The following is a 17833-nucleotide window of genomic DNA, read 5'->3' as shown; positions in this document are numbered from 1 at the left end:
AATGAGCCATGTCCACCGTCGACAAAAAACTTCAGGCTTTCGGTAGACTGGTCCGCAAAGGCACGATCGTGCCAGCGTCCGACCGGGCGTCCGGCCCGCTGAAGGTGGGCGTCGACCTGGGCACGGCCAATCTCGTGCTCGCGGTCGTGGATAGCGAAAACAACCCGGTCGCCGGGGCGACCTATCGGTCCACGGTGGTGCGAGACGGGATCGTGGTCGATTATGTTGGCGCGATCCATGCCGTGCGCAAGATGAAGGCCGATCTGGAAGATCGCCTTGGTCAGAAGCTGCAACAGGCAGCCACCGCCATCCCGCCGGGCATTCATCCCGGCGCTGCAAAGGCGATCGGCAATGTCGTTGAAGCCGCCGACTTCCAGCTGATGCAGATCGTCGACGAGCCCACCGCCGCGGCAAGGCTGCTCGGCGTCAAGGATGGCGCGGTGGTCGATGTCGGCGGTGGCACGACCGGGATCTCGGTGCTGAAGAATGGCGAAGTGGTCGCCGTTTTCGATGAAGCCACCGGCGGCACGCACATGACCCTGGTGCTAGCTGGCGCAAAGAAGCTTCTGTTCGAAGACGCCGAAACCGAAAAGCTCGATCCCAAGAACGAACGCGACGTGTTCCAGCTGGTGCGGCCAGTGGTCGACAAGATGTCGACGATCGTGGCCCGCTTCCTGGCCAACTACCCCGATGTGGACGTGATCCATGTGGTTGGCGGCGCTTGTTCGTTCACGGAATTCGAAGCGGTCATGGCCCAGCACACCGGCCGTCGCGTCATCAAGCCGGTAGAGCCGCTGCTGGTCACGCCGCTCGGCATTGCCCTGTTCGAGACCGGGGGGCAGCAATGACCGACATCGACAGCATGCTCGATCGGATCCTTATCGATCTTCTTTCCGACCGCATCATCGAGCGGATGAACGCAAAGACGCGCTCGGCCCTGTTGCTGTTTTCCGGCACGGATATTGGGCTCGATGCAGCACTTGGTCAGCTACGCCAATTGCGGGCAGGGGGCTGGTCCTTTGAAGCGATGCGCGCACCGGAAGCGCTGTGGCTCGGCAATGACCGGCTTGCAGAGTTGAACGCCAAGGGTGCCGAAGGAGCGATCGGCGATGTGCTTGCGCGCAACGCCATGGTTCTGGTGCCGGCGCTGAGCATCACACTGGCCGCCAAGGTAGCACTCGGCATCGCCGACGATCCGATTTCGGCGCTGATGCAAGGCGCGATCGAACGCGGCAGCCGCATCCTCGCCGCCCGCGACGGGGTTTGCCCGGGCAGCCGTGACCGCCGCGACCGCGGCCTGCTGCCGACCCCGGTTTATCGACAGACGATGAGCCGCCACCTGCAGGCACTTGCGGATTATGGCGTCGAACTGCCTTGGGCCGCACGGCTGGCTGCGGCGGTCGAGGGGACAAATAAGCAAAATGATGCTGCGCCGAAGGCAACGGTCGCGACCACCATTCAGGAAACCGGCGTGTTCGGCCTGCGCGAAGCGCGCGGCCTCGACAGTGCCGAACTGCATCTGGGGCAGGGCGTTCTCGTGACCCCGGCCGCGGCAGAAGAGCTGCGAGCCCGGGACATCCGGCTCGTTAGAGAAAGATAGAGCCATGTATCTGGGCAAGGTCATCGGACGGGTGGTCGCGACCACCAAGGATAGCAGCCTTTCGGGCTCCAAGCTCTTGATCGTCGCGCGTTTGAACGAGCGGCTGGAGGTCGAGGGTAAAACCGACATCGCCGTTGATACGGTGGGTGCCGGCAAGGGCGAGATCGTCATCGTCACCACAGGCAGCGCGGGTCGTCGCGCCGGCACGCTGCAGAATTCGGTGGTGGATGCCAGCATCGTCGGTATCGTCGATACGGTCGAAACCGATGGGCAGGTGGAGGTCTGATCATGATCAGCCTGCCCGACAAGGATCGGATCGCGGCGGTTCTCAGCGACGAACTCGGCAAGCGCGAGTGCCAGTCCGACCCTACACCTCGCAGCTTGACGCTTGCCGATGCCCAGATCCTGGCTGCCGGCGCCCAAGTTTACGCCAAGGTCATGGGCATCCCGGTGTGCATCGCGGTTGTCGATGCGGGGGGCGGACAAATCCTCTTCCACCGCATGGAAGGCAGCCTGCCTGCGAGCGCGCAGCTGGCACCAGCCAAGGCTTGGACGGCAGCGGCTTATCGCATGGGTTCGGACGAACTCGGACGCAAGGCGCAACCCGGCGGCATGTTGTTCGGTGTGGGCCATGTCGGCGGCAGCCAGGATGGCTGCAGGCCGGTTCTTTTCGGCGGGGGCATACCCTGCCGCGCCCGTGGCACCGTGATCGGCGCCATCGGCATCAGTGGCGGCACGGTGGACGAGGACATGATCATCGCTCGCCAGGCGCTCAACGCATTTTCCGAAGCAAGGGGAACGGTCCCCGAGGAAGGAACACAATCATGAACGACACAGACATCAACGACGCCGTCAGCCGCGTCCTCGCTGGCTTCTCGGGAGCCCCCGTTCAGGCCATCGTCCCGGCGCCAACCGCTGCTCCCATCGCCCCCGCCCGCGCTCCTGCGCCTGCGCCAGCCAGCCCCACGGCGTCCTCTTCGATCGATGAGACCGTTGCTCGCATCATGGCCGAAATGGCCGGCACGAAGGTGGCTCCAGCGGCGGAAAACCTCGCAACCGCACCTTTCAGCGATCATTGCCCGACGGGCGGCACCGATTGCACGGGTTGCACCGGTTGCGAGCCTTCGGATGGACTGGTGTCCTTTTCCATCTCCGATGAAGAAGCCGTGACGCTGGGCGATGGCGTGTTCGCTACCATGGACGAGGCCGTCGAGGCCGCAGCCGAGGCGCAGCGCCAATATCTGTTCTGCACGATGCAGGCGCGCAAGAGCTTTGTGGACGGTATCCGGGAAGTCTTCGTCGATGAAGCGTTCCTGGAGCGCATCTCCCGGATGACGGTCGAGCACACTGGCATGGGCAATGTCGGCGACAAGATCATCAAGAACCGGCTGGCAGCGCAGAAGACGCCTGGCATCGAAGACCTGAAGACCGAAGCCGTGAGCGGCGATGATGGGCTGACGCTGGTGGAATATTCGGCCTTCGGCGTGATCGGCGCCATTACGCCAACCACCAACCCGACCGAAACGATCATCTGCAATTCGATCGGCATGCTGGCCGCCGGCAATTCGGCCGTGTTTAGCCCGCATCCCCGCGCCAAGGTCGTGTCCTTGCTCGCCGTCAAGATGATCAACCGCAAGCTTGCGACACTCGGCGCGCCGGCGAACCTGGTTGTCACCGTGCAGGCACCTTCGATCGACAACACCAATGCGATGATGACGCATCCGAAGGTGCGCATGCTGGTGGCAACCGGCGGCCCGTCGATCGTCAAGACTGTGCTGTCCACCGGCAAGAAGGCGATCGGCGCGGGCGCTGGCAATCCTCCGGTTGTGGTGGATGAGACAGCCGACATCGAAAAGGCAGCCAAGGACATCGTCAATGGCTGTTCGTTCGACAACAACCTGCCCTGCATCGCCGAAAAGGAAGTGATCGCCGTCAAGGAGATCGCCGACTTCCTGATCTCGCAGATGCAGAAGAACGGCGCCTACCTCGTCAAGGATCCGGCCGTCATCAAGAAACTGGAAGAACTGGTGCTGACGCCGAAGGGTGGGCCGCAGACCAATTGCGTCGGCAAGAGCGCCGTGTACCTGCTCGACAAGGTGGGCATCACGGTTGGACCCGAGATCCGCGTAATCCTCATCGAACTGCCGAAGGAACACCTGTTCGTTCGCGAAGAGCTGATGATGCCGATCCTGCCGCTGGTGCGGGCGGATCACGTCGATCAGGCGATCGATCTTGCGGTCGAGCTGGAGAACGGCAATCGCCACACCGCGATGATCCACTCCACCAACGTCCGCAAGATGACGAAGATGGCGAAGCTGATCCAGACCACGATCTTCGTGAAGAACGGCCCGTCCTATGCCGGCATCGGCGTTGGCGGTGAAGGCTACACGACCTTCACCATCGCCGGTCCGACCGGCGAAGGCCTCACCTCGCCGAAGTCGTTCGCTCGCCGTCGCAAATGCGTGATGGCCGAGGCTCTCAACGTCCGCTGATGCGGACAAGAGCTTGAAGCTCCGAACAAGCGTAATCGAGGAGATCAGTTATGTCGCACCGTATCATCAACGCCCCGCATCCCGACGCCTTGCAGATGTTGCAGCGTCGCATGCCGCCACATGGTCGCGCCTGGGTTCAGGCCAACCGGGTGGATGCCATCGGTTTGATGCAGGTGTCCGTGGCTGATCTCTTCTACTTTTCGGACATGGCGCTGAAGGCCGCCGATGTCTTCGCGGTCGAGATCTACGGCACCTGTCCGCAGCACGTCACCTCGCTGGCGCTGCTTGGTGAGACCTCTTCCGTGAAATTGGCGATGGAAACCATCGAGAGCGTCCAGAAGGCCGCATTCTAGGTAGCGAGCGGAGGCGCCTCTAGGCGCCCGCCAGCAAGTAAAGGCATTATTCCATGAACACGATCGACTATGAGAAGGAAGGCACTGTCTTCGACATCCAGCGCTATTCCATCCATGACGGCCCCGGCGTTCGCACCATCGTTTTCCTTAAGGGCTGCCCGTTGCGCTGCCTTTGGTGCTCGAACCCGGAATCGCAGAACCCAGAACCGGAACTGTTCTTCCGTCCTTCGGCCTGCATCAAGTGCGGCCAGTGCATCCCCGTTTGCCCCACCAACGCGCTGGCCTACGAGAATCCCGGCTTTGTGGATCGCAAGAAGTGCATCAAGTGCGGTGAGTGCACGAAGGTCTGCCCAACCGAGGCGCTGAAGCGCGTGGGCAAGCGGATGAGCGTGGCCGAGGTCATGCAGGAGTTGCGCAAGGATGCCCATCATTATCGCCGCTCGGGTGGTGGCATCACGCTTTCGGGCGGCGAACCGCTGTTCCAGCACGCCTTTGCCAAGCAGCTGTTGATGGCCTGCCATGAGCAGGGCTGGAACACGGCCATGGAAACTACGGGCTGCACCACGCGTGAGATCGTGCGCGATGTGATCCCGCATGTGGATCATGTGCTGATGGACCTCAAGTCGATCGACCCGGCGGTTCACCAGGCTGCCACCGGCATCGACAACCGGATCATTTTGGAGAACGCGCTGTGCATCGCTGCGCTGACCCATGTCGTCGTTCGCATTCCAGTGGTGCCGGGCGTCAACAACACGGTCCAGGCGATCTCGGCCATTGGCAATTTTGCCAAACTCATGCCGGGCGTGAATACTGTGCATTTGCTGCCCTACCACACCTATGGCGAGAACAAGTACGAGCTGCTCGGACGGCCTTATCCGATGTGCGATGCGCCGAACTTGACGCCGGAAGACATGGCGCCGTTCAAGGCGGTGGTCGAAGGCCTGGGCTTCAACTGCGTTATCGGCGGCTGACGGGAAATATGGAGGTCGAGGGCAGGGGAGCCCTCGACGGAATACAGGAGGCGACCATGGTCGCACGATACACGACGTCCGAATCGGTGACGGAAGGCCACCCGGACAAGGTTTGCGACCAGATATCGGATGCAATCCTCGATGCGCACCTGACACAGGACCCGATGGCGCGGGTTGCGGCCGAGGTCATGGTGTCCGGCAATGTGGTTCATGTCGCAGGCGAGATCACGTCGGCCGCCAAGGTGGATGTGATTGGCATCGTCCGCGACGTCATCCGGCGCATCGGCTACACAGATCCCAATCTCGGCTTCGATGCCAATGGTTGCTTCATCCTGACCGATCTGCACGAGCAATCGCCCGACATTGCGCGAGGTGTTGTTCATGACGACGATTTCGGCGCCGGCGACCAAGGCATCTTCTATGGCTACGCCACCGACGAAACCGAAAGCTATATGCCGGTGGCCATCCACTATGCGCATCGGCTCACGGAGCGGCTGGCCGAAACGCGCAAGAGCGGCTTGCTGCCTTGGTTGCGGCCTGACGGGAAGGCGCAGGCGACCTTCGCGCATGATGCCGAAGGCAGACCGGAGCGGCTGATCGGGCTCGTTGTTTCCACCCAACACAAGGATGACGTTTCGCAGGAAGACCTTCTGCGCGGCGTGATCACCGAGGTCATCGCTCCTGTGATGGGGCAGTGGCTGCGCCGCGACACGCGCATCCTTATCAATCCGACCGGCCGTTTCGTGAAAGGCGGGCCTGCTGCCGATACAGGGCTGACTGGGCGCAAGATCATAGTCGACACTTATGGCGGGATTGGCCGTCATGGTGGCGGCGCATTTTCGGGCAAGGACGCCACGAAAGTCGACCGAACCGGCGCTTACATGGCGCGCTATATCGCCAGGAATGTCGTGGCGGCCGGGCTGGCAAAAAAGTGCGAAATTTCGCTCGCGTTTGCGATAGGTCAGAAAACCCCTGAAATGGTTGGTGTATCGCTCGAGGGTAATTCGAAGGTCGATACGGGCTCACTTGCGGAAGTGATACGCGAAGTTTTCCCACTCAGCGTGTCAGGGATGATCGAAGCGCTTCAGCTGCGTCGTCCCATTTTCGAGAAAACCGCCTCGTATGGTCACTTCGGACGAATGACTGAGGTGTGGCCATGGGAACGAACGGATCGAGCGGAGAAACTGAGGAAGCTCTGCGGAGTACCATCCTCGAACGAGCGCTTTTCCCCGAACTCCTTGCAGTAAAGGCCTACAGCGTTCCTGACGAGGCAGCGGTCGCAGCGGCCGCTCAACGCAAACGCCTTCTTGAACTGATGAGCACCGACATGCTCCAGAAGGTTCAGGACAATTTCAGCGTCGCAGTCGGCGTGGCGATGGTGATCGTCGATCCCGAGGGTGTGCCGGTCACCAAACCGTCTGGGTTCTCGAGCTTCTGCCAATCCGTCCGCGCACGTGGCGAATGGCGCGGACGCTGTTTCCACTGTGATGCTGTCGGCGGAAAGACAGCCCTATCGACCGGTGAACCCTCGATCTATAGGTGCCATGCCCAGTTGGTGGATTTTGCAGCACCGATCATCGTGCGGGGTGAGTATCTCGGCGCCGTGATCTGTGGCCAGGTGAAGCTTGCCCCGGATGAAGTCGCGCCCGGCCTTGTGGACTTTTCGGACATCTTCCCCACGGAAGCGTCGTGGAGCGAGGATCCGCAACTGCTTGAACTGCACAGCCGCGTTGCCGAAGTGACCTATGAAAGGCTCCGCTCGGCCGCTTATTCCCTCTTCTACATCGCTTCCCACATCGTCGAGGAAAGCTACTCGAAAGGTGTCACGGAGGAACTCTACACCAACAATCTGCGCCTGGCCGAAGAGTCGAAGAAGCGCGCCGAACTCGAAAAGCTTTTGCGCGAGGCCGAACTGCAGGCTTTGTCCTATCAGGTGAACCCGCATTTCCTGTTCAACGTCTTGAACACGATTGGACGCCTCGCCCTCGTCGAGGATGCCAAGGAGACCGAAAACACAGTTTACGCCTTCTCGGACATGATGCGCTACATCCTGAAGAAGAACGGCTCGCAATTCGTGCCCTTGCGCACGGAAGTCGACCACATGCGCAACTACCTGCACCTGCTGAAGCTGCGCCTTGGCGACCGGTTCGAGTTCGCGCTGAACGTGCCGGAAGAGTTCATGCAGGTGCTTTGTCCCTTCATGGTCCTGCAGCCCATCGTCGAAAACTGCATCAACTATGCGATCGAACCGCGCGAAGGTGGCGGCCTGATCGATGTGACCGCTTACACCGACGGCGCCGACCTGATCGTCGACGTGGTGGATAATGGCGACGGCATCACGCCTGAGCGCAAGCAGGAAGTGCTGCGCGGCGAGGCCGATCATGGCGACCGAAAAAGCATCGGCATCTACAATGTCGACAGCCGGCTCCGCTACTACTTCGGCGCCAATCACGGGCTGGAGATTGTCAGCCCCTATCGCCACGGACGCGGCACGCTGGTGCGGCTACGCTTCCCCATGACGTTCGATCCTGCCGAGTTCTGACGACTCTAGCCGTCACAACCCCCGAGCCCAATGCCATTCTTGGAAGATCAATGTTCAACATCGCACTTGTCGAAGACGAGGAACTCGAACGCCGTGCCGTGCGATCCATCCTTGAGCGCAATATCGAAGACGTTCATATCGTCGGTGAGGCAAAAAACGGCTCCGAAGCGCTGCATCTGCTCGACACGCAGAGGATCGACCTCATCCTGCTGGACATCAAGATACCGCGTCCCAACGGGATGGAACTTCTGCAGATGATCCGCGACCGGCATTTGCCGACCAAGGTGCTGATCGTCACCGCCTATGATTACTTCGAGATCATGCAATCGTCGATCCAGCTTAAGGCGGACGGCTTCCTGCTGAAGCCAGTGCGGACCGAAGCGCTGCTCGAAGCCGTGCGCAACTGCCAGGCTTCAGCGTCTTCGCTGCCCGCGACACCGCAGCATCCAGATGTCAGCGTACAGGCCGTTGGGCAGTCGCCCGCCGATCCCGCCGAAGACGGCAAGAACATTCGCGAGCGCATCCTGGCCTATGTCGAACAGCGCGCTTATCGCGACTGCCTAAAGCTGGTGCGGCGCAGGCTGGAAACGATCTACGCTCATCGTGAAACCGCTCCGCGCCACGATGTCCTCGACCTAATCGAAATCCTCATCGACATTCTCGCCCAATCCGGCCGGGATCTCACGCCGGTCCTGGCGCGGCAGGTGGATGAACTCGGCAGCCAACGGCTCGACGCACGCAGCCATTACAAGGTCCAGGAACTGTTCAGCCAGGTCACGGACATGCTGTTTGAAGCAAGCGACGAAAGAGGTGGCTCGGCTGCGCAGCGGATCCAGACGGTTCTGCACTTCATCGAGCGCAATGTTCAAAAGGGTATCTCACTGGAAGACGCGGCCGATTTTGCCAATGTCAGCCCGTGCTATCTCAGCCGGTTGTTCCGCAAGGAAATGAACATGACCTTCATTTCCTACCTCAAGGCACAACGTATGGAGCGTGCCAAGGAACTGCTGCAAAACAGCGATCTGCCCATTACCAACGTGTCGCTGGACCTGTCCTACACGGATGCCAACTACTTCTGCAAAGCCTTCAAAAAGGAGGTTGGCGTGTCGCCATCCGAATATCGGCGCCAGTTTCACAAACCTGCGGCTGGAAGTGGCGGCGAGGATCAAGCAGTCGGCGTGCAGTAAGCGGCCAGCGGTTCTTCAATAAACTGAAGTCGAGCATACATCCGTAAGAAAAGGGCGATGAGTTGATCATCGCCCTTTTGGTTTTGCACCGAAGTCGGCGTGCGAACTGACCGAACATTGGCGTCGGTCAGTTCGTGGCCGGCGACTGGCGTGTCACCAGTAGCCGAGAACGCGCCACCAGACGCCGCCGACCGCGGCGAAGATCGCCAGTTCGATGACGCACATCACGAAGCCCACGCCCCACCATTTGCCCATGGTGATGTAGCCGCTGCCGAAGATGATCGGCGAAGTGCCCGTGGCATAGTGCGTCAAGGTCATCATGATCGTCGAGCCGGCCACCATCATCAGCATGAAGGGCGCCTGGTATTCGGCCGGTATCAGGCTGGCGCCGACCAATAGGAAGGCCAGCATCATGGCGCTGACATGGGCGGTGGCACTTGCGAACATGTAGTGCGCGAAGGTGAAGATGAGGACAAGAACTGCAGCTGTAAGCTGCCAGGAAAGCCCGGCCGTCACGATGGCGTTCTTCATTCCCTCGGAAAACCAGGCTATGACTCCGAGCTTGTTCAACTGGTCGGCCATCATGACCAGCGCGCCGAACCAGATCAGCGTATCCCAGGCGCTCTTCTCTCCGAGAACGTCATTCCAGTCGATCGTGCCGGTGATCAACAGCGCAAACAAACCGAGCACTGCCACCATGGTCGGATCGAGCGTGTAAGCCGCCCCGAAAATCATCGCGGGAACGTTCGCCCAAAGAACAAGCAGCATGAGGAACGTGCCGATCATGATCAGCTCTTTGGGCGACACCGGACCCATGAGGGCCAGTTCCCCACGGGCATAGGTGACGGCGTCCGGCGTCTTCTTCAGTTCTGGAGGCGAGAGCACGAACAACACGAGCGGCATGACGAACATAGCCATGAGGCCTGGTACGAGCATGCACAGCGCCCAAGTTGTCCAGGTCAGGTGAAGCGCGCCGTTCGTAGCCTTGGAGACATAGTCCAGGGCAAGCGGATTGGCGGCGGTTGCGGTCAGGAACATGGCCGAAGAGATCGGATTGGCGTGATAGTTCACCAGCGCCAGGTAGGTGCCGACTCGGCCTTGCGTGCCTTTGCCGGGATCCGATTCGAACGCGTTGGCGATGGACTTCATAATCGGATGGATGATGCCGCCGCCACGCGCCGTGTTGCTGGGCGTAAATGGCGCCAGCACAAGCTCGCAGAATACCAGCCCGTAGCCGATACCCAGCGTGCGCTTTCCCAGAAGGGCGATGAAGAGGAGGCCGACACGACGGCCGAGCCCCGTTTTCCTGAGGCCAAGAGAGATCAGGATCGAGATGACGATCAGCCAGATCAGGGGATTGGCAAAGCTGCTGAGGGCATCGGCAACGGCGGCCTTCGAGGTCGGTGACGTCACCTTGGCCAGCGAAACGATGACGATCGCCATCAGCGCCATGACGCCGATCGGCATGACTTTCAGGATGATTGCCAGGATCGTGGTGAGGAAGATGGCGAGCATCACCCAGCCATTTTCGTCGAGGCCGGCAGGCGCTGGAATGGCCAGCAGGGTCAACAGCACGACTGTCGTAATCACGGCCGGGATGATCTTGAAGGGAACTGCCTCCTTCAAGTAGCGGTATACCGCCGTAGCATGTGTAAGCACTTCCGTGTCCTTCGGACATTGCAGGCAACCGCCCGCTTTCTGACCTCCCGCATCGGGGATCGCACAACAGGGATTGGGTGCCCTTGATGTCGATCAAACCAGGCGAGAAAATCGTCGACACGATGTGGTCGGAACGTGATGCGGCTCCTTTGATAGACGCACTCCACATACCGCACGAGCTACCTCATTCTGCGCAGCAGCTTTTCGCGATAGGTGTCGACGATCACAGCGAGAATGATCACAGCGCCGATAATGATCGGTTTATAGTTGTCTCCGACGCCCAGCAGTTGAAGGCCAGTGGCGAGGACCTGGAGGATGCAGGCGCCCGCCAGGGTGCCGATGATGGAGCCTTTGCCACCGAACAGGCTGGTGCCGCCGATGATGACGGCCGCAATAGCGTTCAGTTCGTAACCCACGCCGGCGATCGGACTGCCTATGTTCAGTCGCAGCAAGTACACGATCGCAGCCACGCCTGCGGTGACGCCGGAGATGGTGAAGGCGGCAATCTTGTAGGTATCGGGATTGTGGCCCGACAGGCGCACCGCTTCGTCATTGGCGCCGACGGCATAGATCATGCGGCCGAAGACCGTGAAGCGGAGAATGAACCAGCCGACGGCGATCACCGCGACCGCGACCAAGAAGATCGAAGGTAGAAAGCCGCCAATGATCAGGTTACCGAAATCAACGAAGCCTTGGGGCAAACCGGTGATGGTGGAGTTGTCGGACACCACCCGCGCCGCACCTGCCGCGATATTGAGCATACCCAAAGTGACGATGAACGACGGCACCCTCCAGTAGGTCGAAACTCTGCCATTGATGTATCCACACGCTCCGCCCACTGCGATACAGGCCAGGATTGCCAACGGAATCGACAAAGCGGGCTCCATGCCCGACGTCATGATCAGCGCGCCGACCACAGTGCAAAGCGCCAGAACCGAGCCGACGGACAGATCAATGCCGCCGGTGAGAATGACAAAGGTCATGCCGGCCGCAAGGACCGTGTTGATGGCAATCTGGACGAAGATCTTGAGGGCATTGCCGGACGTGGCAAAGTAGGGCGCGGTGAACGAGAAGACGGCGGTAATCACAACCAGCGCCAGAAAGACGCCGGCGTCGCGAAGAAGGAAGCGCTTCACCTTGAAACGCTCGGCAGTGGGGCCACGGTCGGAAGAAGCGGGTAGATCGGTCATGATTGGACATGTTCCTGATAGGCTAGCGACAGGATCCGTTCCTGGTCGAACTGCGACCGTGGCAACTCGCCCACCAGCTTGCCGTTGGAAAAAACAATGATGCGGTGGCACATGCCGATCAGTTCGGGCAGGTCGGAGGAAACCATGACGATCGCCTTCTGACTGGCCGCCAGCATCCACAGCAACTGATAGATTTCGCGGCGGGCACCGACATCGACGCCGCGTGTCGGCTCATCGAGGATCAGGGTGGATGTGCCGCGGAACAGCCACTTGGCGAGGACCACCTTCTGCTGGTTGCCGCCGGACAGGTTGCGCACCGGCGTGTCGGTAGAGGCTGTTTTGACCCGCAATTGTTTGACCAGCGTGCTGGATGCCGACTTCTCTTCGCGGCGGTTGAGCAGCCCGGCGTGGGCTATCTTCTTCAGGTCGGTAATCGTGCAGTTTATATCTACGGGCATGTCGAGGAGCAGCCCCTGGCTCTTTCGGTCCTCGGTCAGGAAGCCGATGCCAGCCTTCACAGCGTCTCGCGGCGAGCCGATTCTCGTCAGCTTGCCTTCAATCCGGATTTCCCCGGCTGTCTTAGCATCAGCGCCAAAGATCGCGCGCATCAACTCTGTGCGTCCTGATCCAACCAGCCCTGCGACGCCAACGATTTCGCCATGGCGGATCGAGAAGGAGACCGGCGCCGAGTCCGATTTTCGCTTCAGTTCTTTGACGTCGAGCGCAACGGCACCCGGCACGATCTCCGGGTCGAAGCCATATTCGTCGGTAATGTCGCGGCCGATCATCTTGCGCACGAGATGAGGAACGGTCAGTCCCTCCAGGTCACTCGTCTCGATCAGTCGACCATTGCGAAGAACGGTGACCCTGTCGCCGATTTCGAACACCTCATGCAGCCGATGGGAAATGTAGACGATCGTAACGCCCTTGGCCTTTAAGCGCTTGATGATGACGAACAGGCGTTCGATTTCAGGCGGCGTCAGCGTTGCGGTCGGCTCGTCCAGCACCAACAGTTTGCTGTCGTAGCCAACAGCCTTGGCGATCTCCACCAACTGCATCTGGGCGACACCAAGCTCGGCAACCAACGTGCGAGGGTCCACAGCCAGACCGACCTGAGCCAGGAGGTCCTTGGCGTGGCGGTTCAGTGCCGCTCGATCCACCATCCCGAACCGTCGCCTTGGAAGATTCTCAAGCATCAGGTTTTCGGCTATCGAGAGGTAGGGCAGCAGGTTGAGTTCCTGATGAACGATACGGATCCCATGAGCCTGCGCGTCGTGCGGGGTCTTGGGCCTGTAAGGCTGTCCGTCCAAAAGAATCTCGCCGGAATCAGGCTGATAGATGCCGGCGAGCAGCTTGATGAGCGTCGACTTGCCAGCACCGTTTTCGCCCAGCACGACGTGGGTCTCGCCTCGTCGAAGCTGAAGGCTGATCCCTTCGAGCGCGACCACGCCCGGAAAGATTTTCCCGACACCCTGCAGGTCTAAAATTACATCGGCTGACTGCATAGACCGTTCCCTTGAAACTGCGCGCTCGGGAAGGGGAGCGCTCGATCAAGCGCTTCCCTCGCGATTGCTGAGTTTCTTACAGGTCCTTGGCCGTGATCAGCTTGATATCGGTCTTGACCCAACCGGAATGCGTCTCTCCGGCCAGTTCCGCAATCCCATAGTCGATGCCCATTGCTGCCATCTGGGCGCCGAACTGATCAATGGTGGCAAGCATCTTGTTTGCCTTGATCAGCGGCTGAACGGCAGGAATATTGTCGAAGCCGACGACCTTGATCTGGCCCGACTTGCCGGCCGCATCGAGCGCCTTGACCACACCAAGCGCCATCGAATCGTTGGCAGCCATCACGCCCTGGATGTCCTGATATTGCGTCAGGAAATTGGTCATCAACGTATTGGCTTCTTCCGTTTCCCAATGCGCGGTTTTGGAGTCCAGCAGGGTCAAACCTCCTGCTGCAACTGCATCGTCGAAGCCCTTCTTGCGCTCCTTGGCATTGTCGGCTTCTGGATTGCCCTCGAGAATGACGACCTTGGCGCCTTTGCCGAGATCTTGAGCAAGTGCCATGCCGGAGAGCTTCGCGCCTTCACGATTGTCGGGTCCGAAGAAGGCCAGATCGACGCCTGCCTGCTTCTTGGCCTCTTCATCCAGGGCGACATCGATATTGATGACCTTGATGCCGGCCTCAAGTGCTTTCTTAACCGGAGTCACCATGGCCTTGGAGTCCGCTGGCGCCAACACGATGACGTTGAACTGCTGCGTGATGAAGTTCTCGATAGCATCCACCTGCGCGGCGAAATCGCGTTCGTCCTTCATGCCGACGGCGGCGAACTCGAACTTGTCGGTGTTTTTGGCGGCGTAGTCTTCTGCTCCCGCCTGCATTTGCTTGAAGAATTCGTTTGCGAGCGACTTCATGACGAGACCGATTTTTGGCTTATCGGCAGCAAGCGCTTGCAGAGACGGAAGAAGCAGGGTGCCTGCTCCCGCTGCACCAGCGACGAGCAAGTGACGGCGCGAAAGTCGGTATGAACCCGCCCCAGAAGCGGTGAAAAGCTTGGTCATGCATTCCTCCCAAAATGCTCGGCGACGCTAGCCGAAGGCAAGAGCAAGGAGGATGTAGAATGGTTTGCTTGTCAATATGGCTGGCAGGGGGCGTCGGCGATGACGTAGCCGGGCACGTCCGATCAAATAAACGACGCGATGCGTTGCCACAGCGCTTCAGGCGATCCTGTCATGATCAAAGCCAAAGTGAGTGCGACGACGACTAACGCCTGAAGCAGGATGATGCCGCGGAGCCTCGAACGGAAGGGCTCTTTTTGCGTCTTATGCCGGATCGTCTGCTGCGCAATCATTGTTCCGAAGCTACCGCCGATCAAAGCCAGGTTTAGAAGCGTCGTCTCGCGAATGCGTCTTGCGCCTTTCCTGGCCTTGCTCTTGTCGAGCACCATCGCAGCATAGGCGAGCAGATTTACCCCGACGAGGTAACCGATGAACACGAGTGCGAACTGCAAGGCGTCGTCTTTCGTCGTGGAATGAGCGCTGGTAGGCGCCATTCCCACCAAGCGCCAGATGTAAGAAGCTTGATTAAGCTCCTTGATGACTAGCTCTCGGGAGCAATCCATTTTCGGTTACGATTTCGTCGAACTGACTGATCTTTGCGAAAAAGGCGGGTCTCACAGTTCGCAGCTTGCTGCCGTCGATCACCAGGGTTTTGCGAAGCGCGCGCTGCATTGCGATCTGCTTGATCGGCACCTCGTTGAAGTTCGAGCATGTGACGCCCTGCTGTTCGTGTACGCCGCCGGCCGAAAGGATCGCGTGATTGATGCGTAGATGCTCCATCGCGTGGATAGCCTCGTCGCCGGAGAAGGTTTGCGCGGCGGGATGGAACAGGCCCCCCAGAAGGATCATCCTAATGTTGGGCCGCTGAGCTAGACGGTTCGCGATATTCAGCGAATAGCAGACGACGGTCAGCGGCACTTCAATTGGCAAATAGGCAATCAGATGCGGAGTGGTTGTTCCGCAATCCAGGAAGATCGTATCGCCGGGCTCGATCAGGGCTGCAACCCTCCTGCACGCCGCGTCCTTTGCTTCTGCGTGTTCGTCGCTTTCCTTATCTAACCGGTAGAGACCATCACGCTCGGTTTGAGGCGCAAGAATGTAGCCGCCAAGATAGTGGAACGTGTCTGGTGCTGCAGCGAGATCGCGCCGAACCGTCATCTCTGAAACGCCGAGACGCTCAGCAGCCTGCTTGAGGTGAAGCACGCCCTCTGCCTTGAGTTGTGCGGCGAGCATCGCCAAGCGTTCAGGCTTCTTCACCTTAACAATCCTCAGACCTTATCAACCGCCCATCCCATTCGATCCCGCTAATTGTCAAATTGTTCGCTTGACCGGTCAACAGGTTCATGGAAGACATATCACATATTCTGTGAAGATTATCACAGACGGGAGGACAGGATGAGCACGAACAAGGCTGCGGAGGCGAGCATTGAACTCGCTGGGCTCATCGATCATACCGTGCTCAAGCCGGACGCATCGCGGGCCGATGTGGCACGTCATTGTGACGAGGCGTTGGAGCACGGCTTTGCGTCCGTTTGCGTCAACGGCGTCCATGCCGGCTTTGTGGCCCGACGCCTGAAGGGCAGTGCAGTCAAGACCTGCGCCGTTCTCGGCTTTCCTCTTGGGGCGTCTGGAGCGGAGAGCAAGGCGCTCGAAGCCGCAGCTTTGGTAAAGGCCGGGGCAGACGAACTCGACATGGTTCTGGATATCGGCGCTCTTCGTGAAGGCGATCTTGCGCGCGTCGAGGCGGATATCCAAACCGTACGCGATGCTTGTCGGGGCAAGGTCTTGAAGGTCATCCTTGAAACTGCACTGCTCGACGATGCGCAGAAGGAAGCCGCTTGCAGGATCGCGGCTGAGGTCGGTGCTGACTTCGTTAAGACATCGACAGGCTTCTCAACTGGCGGCGCAACGATCGATGATGTCAAGCTGATGCGCCGGATCGTTGGCGACAAGCTTGGAGTCAAGGCTTCGGGCGGTATCCGTGATGCGAAGACTGCGCTTGCGATGGTTGAGGCTGGTGCCAGCCGCATAGGTGCCAGCGCCAGTGTGGCCATCGTATCGGGAGCAAGCGACGCGCCGGCGGGGTACTGACGGTCTCGCGGAAAGGAATGTCGGGCGGCCAGTGTTCGTCCGATCCTTTAATTGAAACATACGGGAGGAAGTAGAATGAGAAAGCAGATCTTGGCTTTGGCGGCGGTTCTGCCATTTTTGGCAGGACCCGCACTCGCCCAACGTGTCGTTGACACCACGAATGCGCGCAAGGACATTTCGGCTGAGGTGACGGGCAAGAAGTTCGTTATCGCCACCGTTGTGAAGGTCGACGGTATCGCCTGGTTCGACCGTATGCGCGAGGGCGTGAAGCAGTTCGGCGAGGACACCGGGCACGACGTTTGGCAGGTCGGTCCGAGCGCTGCCGACGCGGCCGCTCAGGTGCAGCTCGTTGAAAACCTGATTGCACAGGGCGTCGATGCAATCACGATCGTCCCGTTTTCTATCGAGGCCGTCGAGCCTGTGCTTCAGAAAGCACGTGATCGCGGCATCGTGGTGATCGCCCATGAGGCGTCGAACCTGAAGAACGCGGACTATATCCTCGAAGCGTTCGACAATAAGGCCTACGGCGCCAAGTTGATGGAAGTACTGGGCAAGAGCATGGGCGGCGAGGGTGAGTATGTCACCACGGTCGGCAGCTTGACGTCCCAGTCCCAGAACGAATGGATTGATGGCGCGGTTGCCTATCAGGAAGCCAACTTCCCCAACATGAAGCAGGCCACGAAGCGTCTCGAAACCTATGATGACGCCAACACCGACTATACACGTCTGTCTGAAACGCTGACCACCTATCCCAAGCTGAAGGGCATTCTTGGTGGTCCGATGCCAACGTCGGCCGGCGCTGGTCGGTTGATCGCGGAACGTGGATTGAAGGAAAAGCTGTTCTTCGCTGGTACCGGTCTGCCCTCGGTTGCAGGCGAGTATCTGAAGAATGGTGACATTCAATACATCCAGTTCTGGGACCCGGCCGTTGCCGGATACGCAATGAACACCTTGGCGGTCATGGCTCTCACGGATAAGAAGGCCGAGATCAAGGCTGGTTTGAACCTTGGCCTGGGTGGCTACGAGAACCTCACGACACCGCAGGGCGGTGCCGCGAACCTGCTTTATGGGCAGGGTTGGGTCGGCGTCACCGCCGAGAACATGGACAAGTATCCGTTCTAATCGCCGGCAATCTTCAAACGGGGCGCGCAAGCGTCCCGTTTCGTCGTCCGCGAAGGCAAGGAGCGGC

General features: G+C 59.8%; 18 protein-coding genes. 12 read left to right on the top strand and 6 right to left on the bottom strand.

All coding sequences use genetic code 11. The features are described from left to right. The first annotated feature begins 8 nt into the window (after positions 1-8). The 10 genes from eutJ to RTX98_RS04065 all read left to right on the top strand — a co-directional run bounded on the left by eutJ (position 9) and on the right by RTX98_RS04065 (position 9145). Positions 9-848 (top strand): ethanolamine utilization protein EutJ, encoded by an 840-nt coding sequence (eutJ, locus tag RTX98_RS04110; protein WP_312794790.1) that lies wholly within the window; start codon positions 9-11, stop codon positions 846-848. Further along, entirely contained in the window at positions 845-1600 is a 756-nt protein-coding gene (locus tag RTX98_RS04105; RefSeq protein ID WP_312794789.1) for a hypothetical protein, read from the top strand. The genes eutJ and RTX98_RS04105 overlap by 4 nt, the downstream gene beginning before the upstream one ends. Before the next feature lie 4 nt (positions 1601-1604). Then, positions 1605-1886, top strand: a complete 282-nt coding sequence (locus RTX98_RS04100) for a EutN/CcmL family microcompartment protein (RefSeq protein ID WP_312794788.1) — start codon at positions 1605-1607, stop codon at positions 1884-1886. Positions 1887-1888: 2 nt separating this feature from the next. Next, entirely contained in the window at positions 1889-2428 is a 540-nt protein-coding gene (locus RTX98_RS04095; protein ID WP_312794787.1) for a heme-binding protein, read from the top strand. Next, positions 2425-4092, top strand: a complete 1668-nt coding sequence (locus RTX98_RS04090) for an aldehyde dehydrogenase EutE (protein WP_312794786.1) — start codon at positions 2425-2427, stop codon at positions 4090-4092. Before RTX98_RS04095 ends, RTX98_RS04090 begins: the two co-directional genes overlap by 4 nt. A gap of 50 nt (positions 4093-4142) precedes the next feature. Beyond that, the gene (locus RTX98_RS04085; RefSeq protein ID WP_312794785.1) at positions 4143-4445 is read left to right on the top strand and encodes a BMC domain-containing protein; all 303 of its coding nucleotides are present in this window, start codon (positions 4143-4145) and stop codon (positions 4443-4445) included. Between the two features lie 53 nt (positions 4446-4498). Continuing rightward, positions 4499-5416, top strand: coding sequence for a glycyl-radical enzyme activating protein (locus tag RTX98_RS04080; protein ID WP_312794783.1), 918 nt, complete (start codon positions 4499-4501; stop codon positions 5414-5416). Between the two features lie 56 nt (positions 5417-5472). Beyond that, positions 5473-6663: a methionine adenosyltransferase gene (gene metK / locus RTX98_RS04075; RefSeq protein ID WP_312794782.1), complete on the top strand. Its 1191-nt coding sequence runs from the start codon at positions 5473-5475 to the stop codon at positions 6661-6663. 68 nt (positions 6664-6731) lie between these two features. Continuing rightward, positions 6732-7958, top strand: a complete 1227-nt coding sequence (locus RTX98_RS04070) for a PocR ligand-binding domain-containing protein (RefSeq protein WP_312794781.1) — start codon at positions 6732-6734, stop codon at positions 7956-7958. Positions 7959-8008: 50 nt separating this feature from the next. Next, positions 8009-9145, top strand: coding sequence for a response regulator (locus RTX98_RS04065; protein WP_312794780.1), 1137 nt, complete (start codon positions 8009-8011; stop codon positions 9143-9145). Positions 9146-9298: 153 nt separating this feature from the next. On the opposite strand, the gene RTX98_RS04060 is transcribed toward RTX98_RS04065, so the two are convergent. The 6 genes from RTX98_RS04060 to RTX98_RS04035 form a co-directional block, all read right to left on the bottom strand. After that, a complete protein-coding gene (locus RTX98_RS04060; protein ID WP_312794778.1) occupies positions 9299-10804 on the bottom strand; it encodes a DASS family sodium-coupled anion symporter in 1506 nt (501 codons plus the stop codon). A 179-nt stretch (positions 10805-10983) separates the two neighbouring features. Further along, positions 10984-11994, bottom strand: coding sequence for an ABC transporter permease (locus tag RTX98_RS04055; protein ID WP_312794777.1), 1011 nt, complete (start codon positions 11992-11994; stop codon positions 10984-10986). Beyond that, positions 11991-13499 carry a sugar ABC transporter ATP-binding protein gene (locus RTX98_RS04050; protein WP_312794776.1) on the bottom strand — a complete coding sequence of 503 codons (1509 nt, stop codon included), beginning with the start codon at positions 13497-13499 and terminating at the stop codon, positions 11991-11993. Before RTX98_RS04050 ends, RTX98_RS04055 begins: the two co-directional genes overlap by 4 nt. A gap of 76 nt (positions 13500-13575) precedes the next feature. After that, entirely contained in the window at positions 13576-14556 is a 981-nt protein-coding gene (locus RTX98_RS04045) for a sugar ABC transporter substrate-binding protein (protein ID WP_312794775.1), read from the bottom strand. Positions 14557-14678: 122 nt separating this feature from the next. Continuing rightward, positions 14679-15047 carry a DUF1294 domain-containing protein gene (locus RTX98_RS04040; protein ID WP_312794774.1) on the bottom strand — a complete coding sequence of 123 codons (369 nt, stop codon included), beginning with the start codon at positions 15045-15047 and terminating at the stop codon, positions 14679-14681. Between the two features lie 31 nt (positions 15048-15078). Beyond that, positions 15079-15810, bottom strand: a complete 732-nt coding sequence (locus RTX98_RS04035; RefSeq protein WP_312794773.1) for a DeoR/GlpR family DNA-binding transcription regulator — start codon at positions 15808-15810, stop codon at positions 15079-15081. 138 nt (positions 15811-15948) lie between these two features. Between RTX98_RS04035 and deoC the strand changes: the two genes are divergently transcribed. Continuing rightward, on the top strand, positions 15949-16644 hold the full coding sequence (gene deoC / locus RTX98_RS04030; protein WP_312794772.1) for a deoxyribose-phosphate aldolase: 696 nt from the start codon (positions 15949-15951) through the stop codon (positions 16642-16644). 75 nt (positions 16645-16719) lie between these two features. After that, positions 16720-17766 (top strand): autoinducer 2 ABC transporter substrate-binding protein, encoded by a 1047-nt coding sequence (locus RTX98_RS04025; RefSeq protein ID WP_312794770.1) that lies wholly within the window; start codon positions 16720-16722, stop codon positions 17764-17766. Positions 17767-17833 lie beyond the last annotated feature (67 nt).

The organism is Tianweitania sp. (assembly GCF_032053605.1).
In the GTDB taxonomy this organism is placed as follows: Bacteria; Pseudomonadota; Alphaproteobacteria; order Rhizobiales; family Rhizobiaceae; genus Tianweitania.
Note: the sequence above shows the minus strand (reverse complement) of the source record. Positions and strands in the feature narration are given on the sequence as shown.

Coding starts and splice junctions, on each gene's coding strand:
- eutJ (WP_312794790.1), top strand. CDS start 9: ATGTCCACCGTCGACAAAAAACTTCAGGCTTTCGGTAGACTGGTCCGC.
- RTX98_RS04105 (WP_312794789.1), top strand. CDS start 845: ATGACCGACATCGACAGCATGCTCGATCGGATCCTTATCGATCTTCTT.
- RTX98_RS04100 (WP_312794788.1), top strand. CDS start 1,605: ATGTATCTGGGCAAGGTCATCGGACGGGTGGTCGCGACCACCAAGGAT.
- RTX98_RS04095 (WP_312794787.1), top strand. CDS start 1,889: ATGATCAGCCTGCCCGACAAGGATCGGATCGCGGCGGTTCTCAGCGAC.
- RTX98_RS04090 (WP_312794786.1), top strand. CDS start 2,425: ATGAACGACACAGACATCAACGACGCCGTCAGCCGCGTCCTCGCTGGC.
- RTX98_RS04085 (WP_312794785.1), top strand. CDS start 4,143: ATGTCGCACCGTATCATCAACGCCCCGCATCCCGACGCCTTGCAGATG.
- RTX98_RS04080 (WP_312794783.1), top strand. CDS start 4,499: ATGAACACGATCGACTATGAGAAGGAAGGCACTGTCTTCGACATCCAG.
- metK (WP_312794782.1), top strand. CDS start 5,473: ATGGTCGCACGATACACGACGTCCGAATCGGTGACGGAAGGCCACCCG.
- RTX98_RS04070 (WP_312794781.1), top strand. CDS start 6,732: ATGAGCACCGACATGCTCCAGAAGGTTCAGGACAATTTCAGCGTCGCA.
- RTX98_RS04065 (WP_312794780.1), top strand. CDS start 8,009: ATGTTCAACATCGCACTTGTCGAAGACGAGGAACTCGAACGCCGTGCC.
- RTX98_RS04055 (WP_312794777.1), bottom strand. CDS start 11,994: ATGACCGATCTACCCGCTTCTTCCGACCGTGGCCCCACTGCCGAGCGT.
- RTX98_RS04050 (WP_312794776.1), bottom strand. CDS start 13,499: ATGCAGTCAGCCGATGTAATTTTAGACCTGCAGGGTGTCGGGAAAATC.
- RTX98_RS04045 (WP_312794775.1), bottom strand. CDS start 14,556: ATGACCAAGCTTTTCACCGCTTCTGGGGCGGGTTCATACCGACTTTCG.
- RTX98_RS04040 (WP_312794774.1), bottom strand. CDS start 15,047: ATGGCGCCTACCAGCGCTCATTCCACGACGAAAGACGACGCCTTGCAG.
- deoC (WP_312794772.1), top strand. CDS start 15,949: ATGAGCACGAACAAGGCTGCGGAGGCGAGCATTGAACTCGCTGGGCTC.
- RTX98_RS04025 (WP_312794770.1), top strand. CDS start 16,720: ATGAGAAAGCAGATCTTGGCTTTGGCGGCGGTTCTGCCATTTTTGGCA.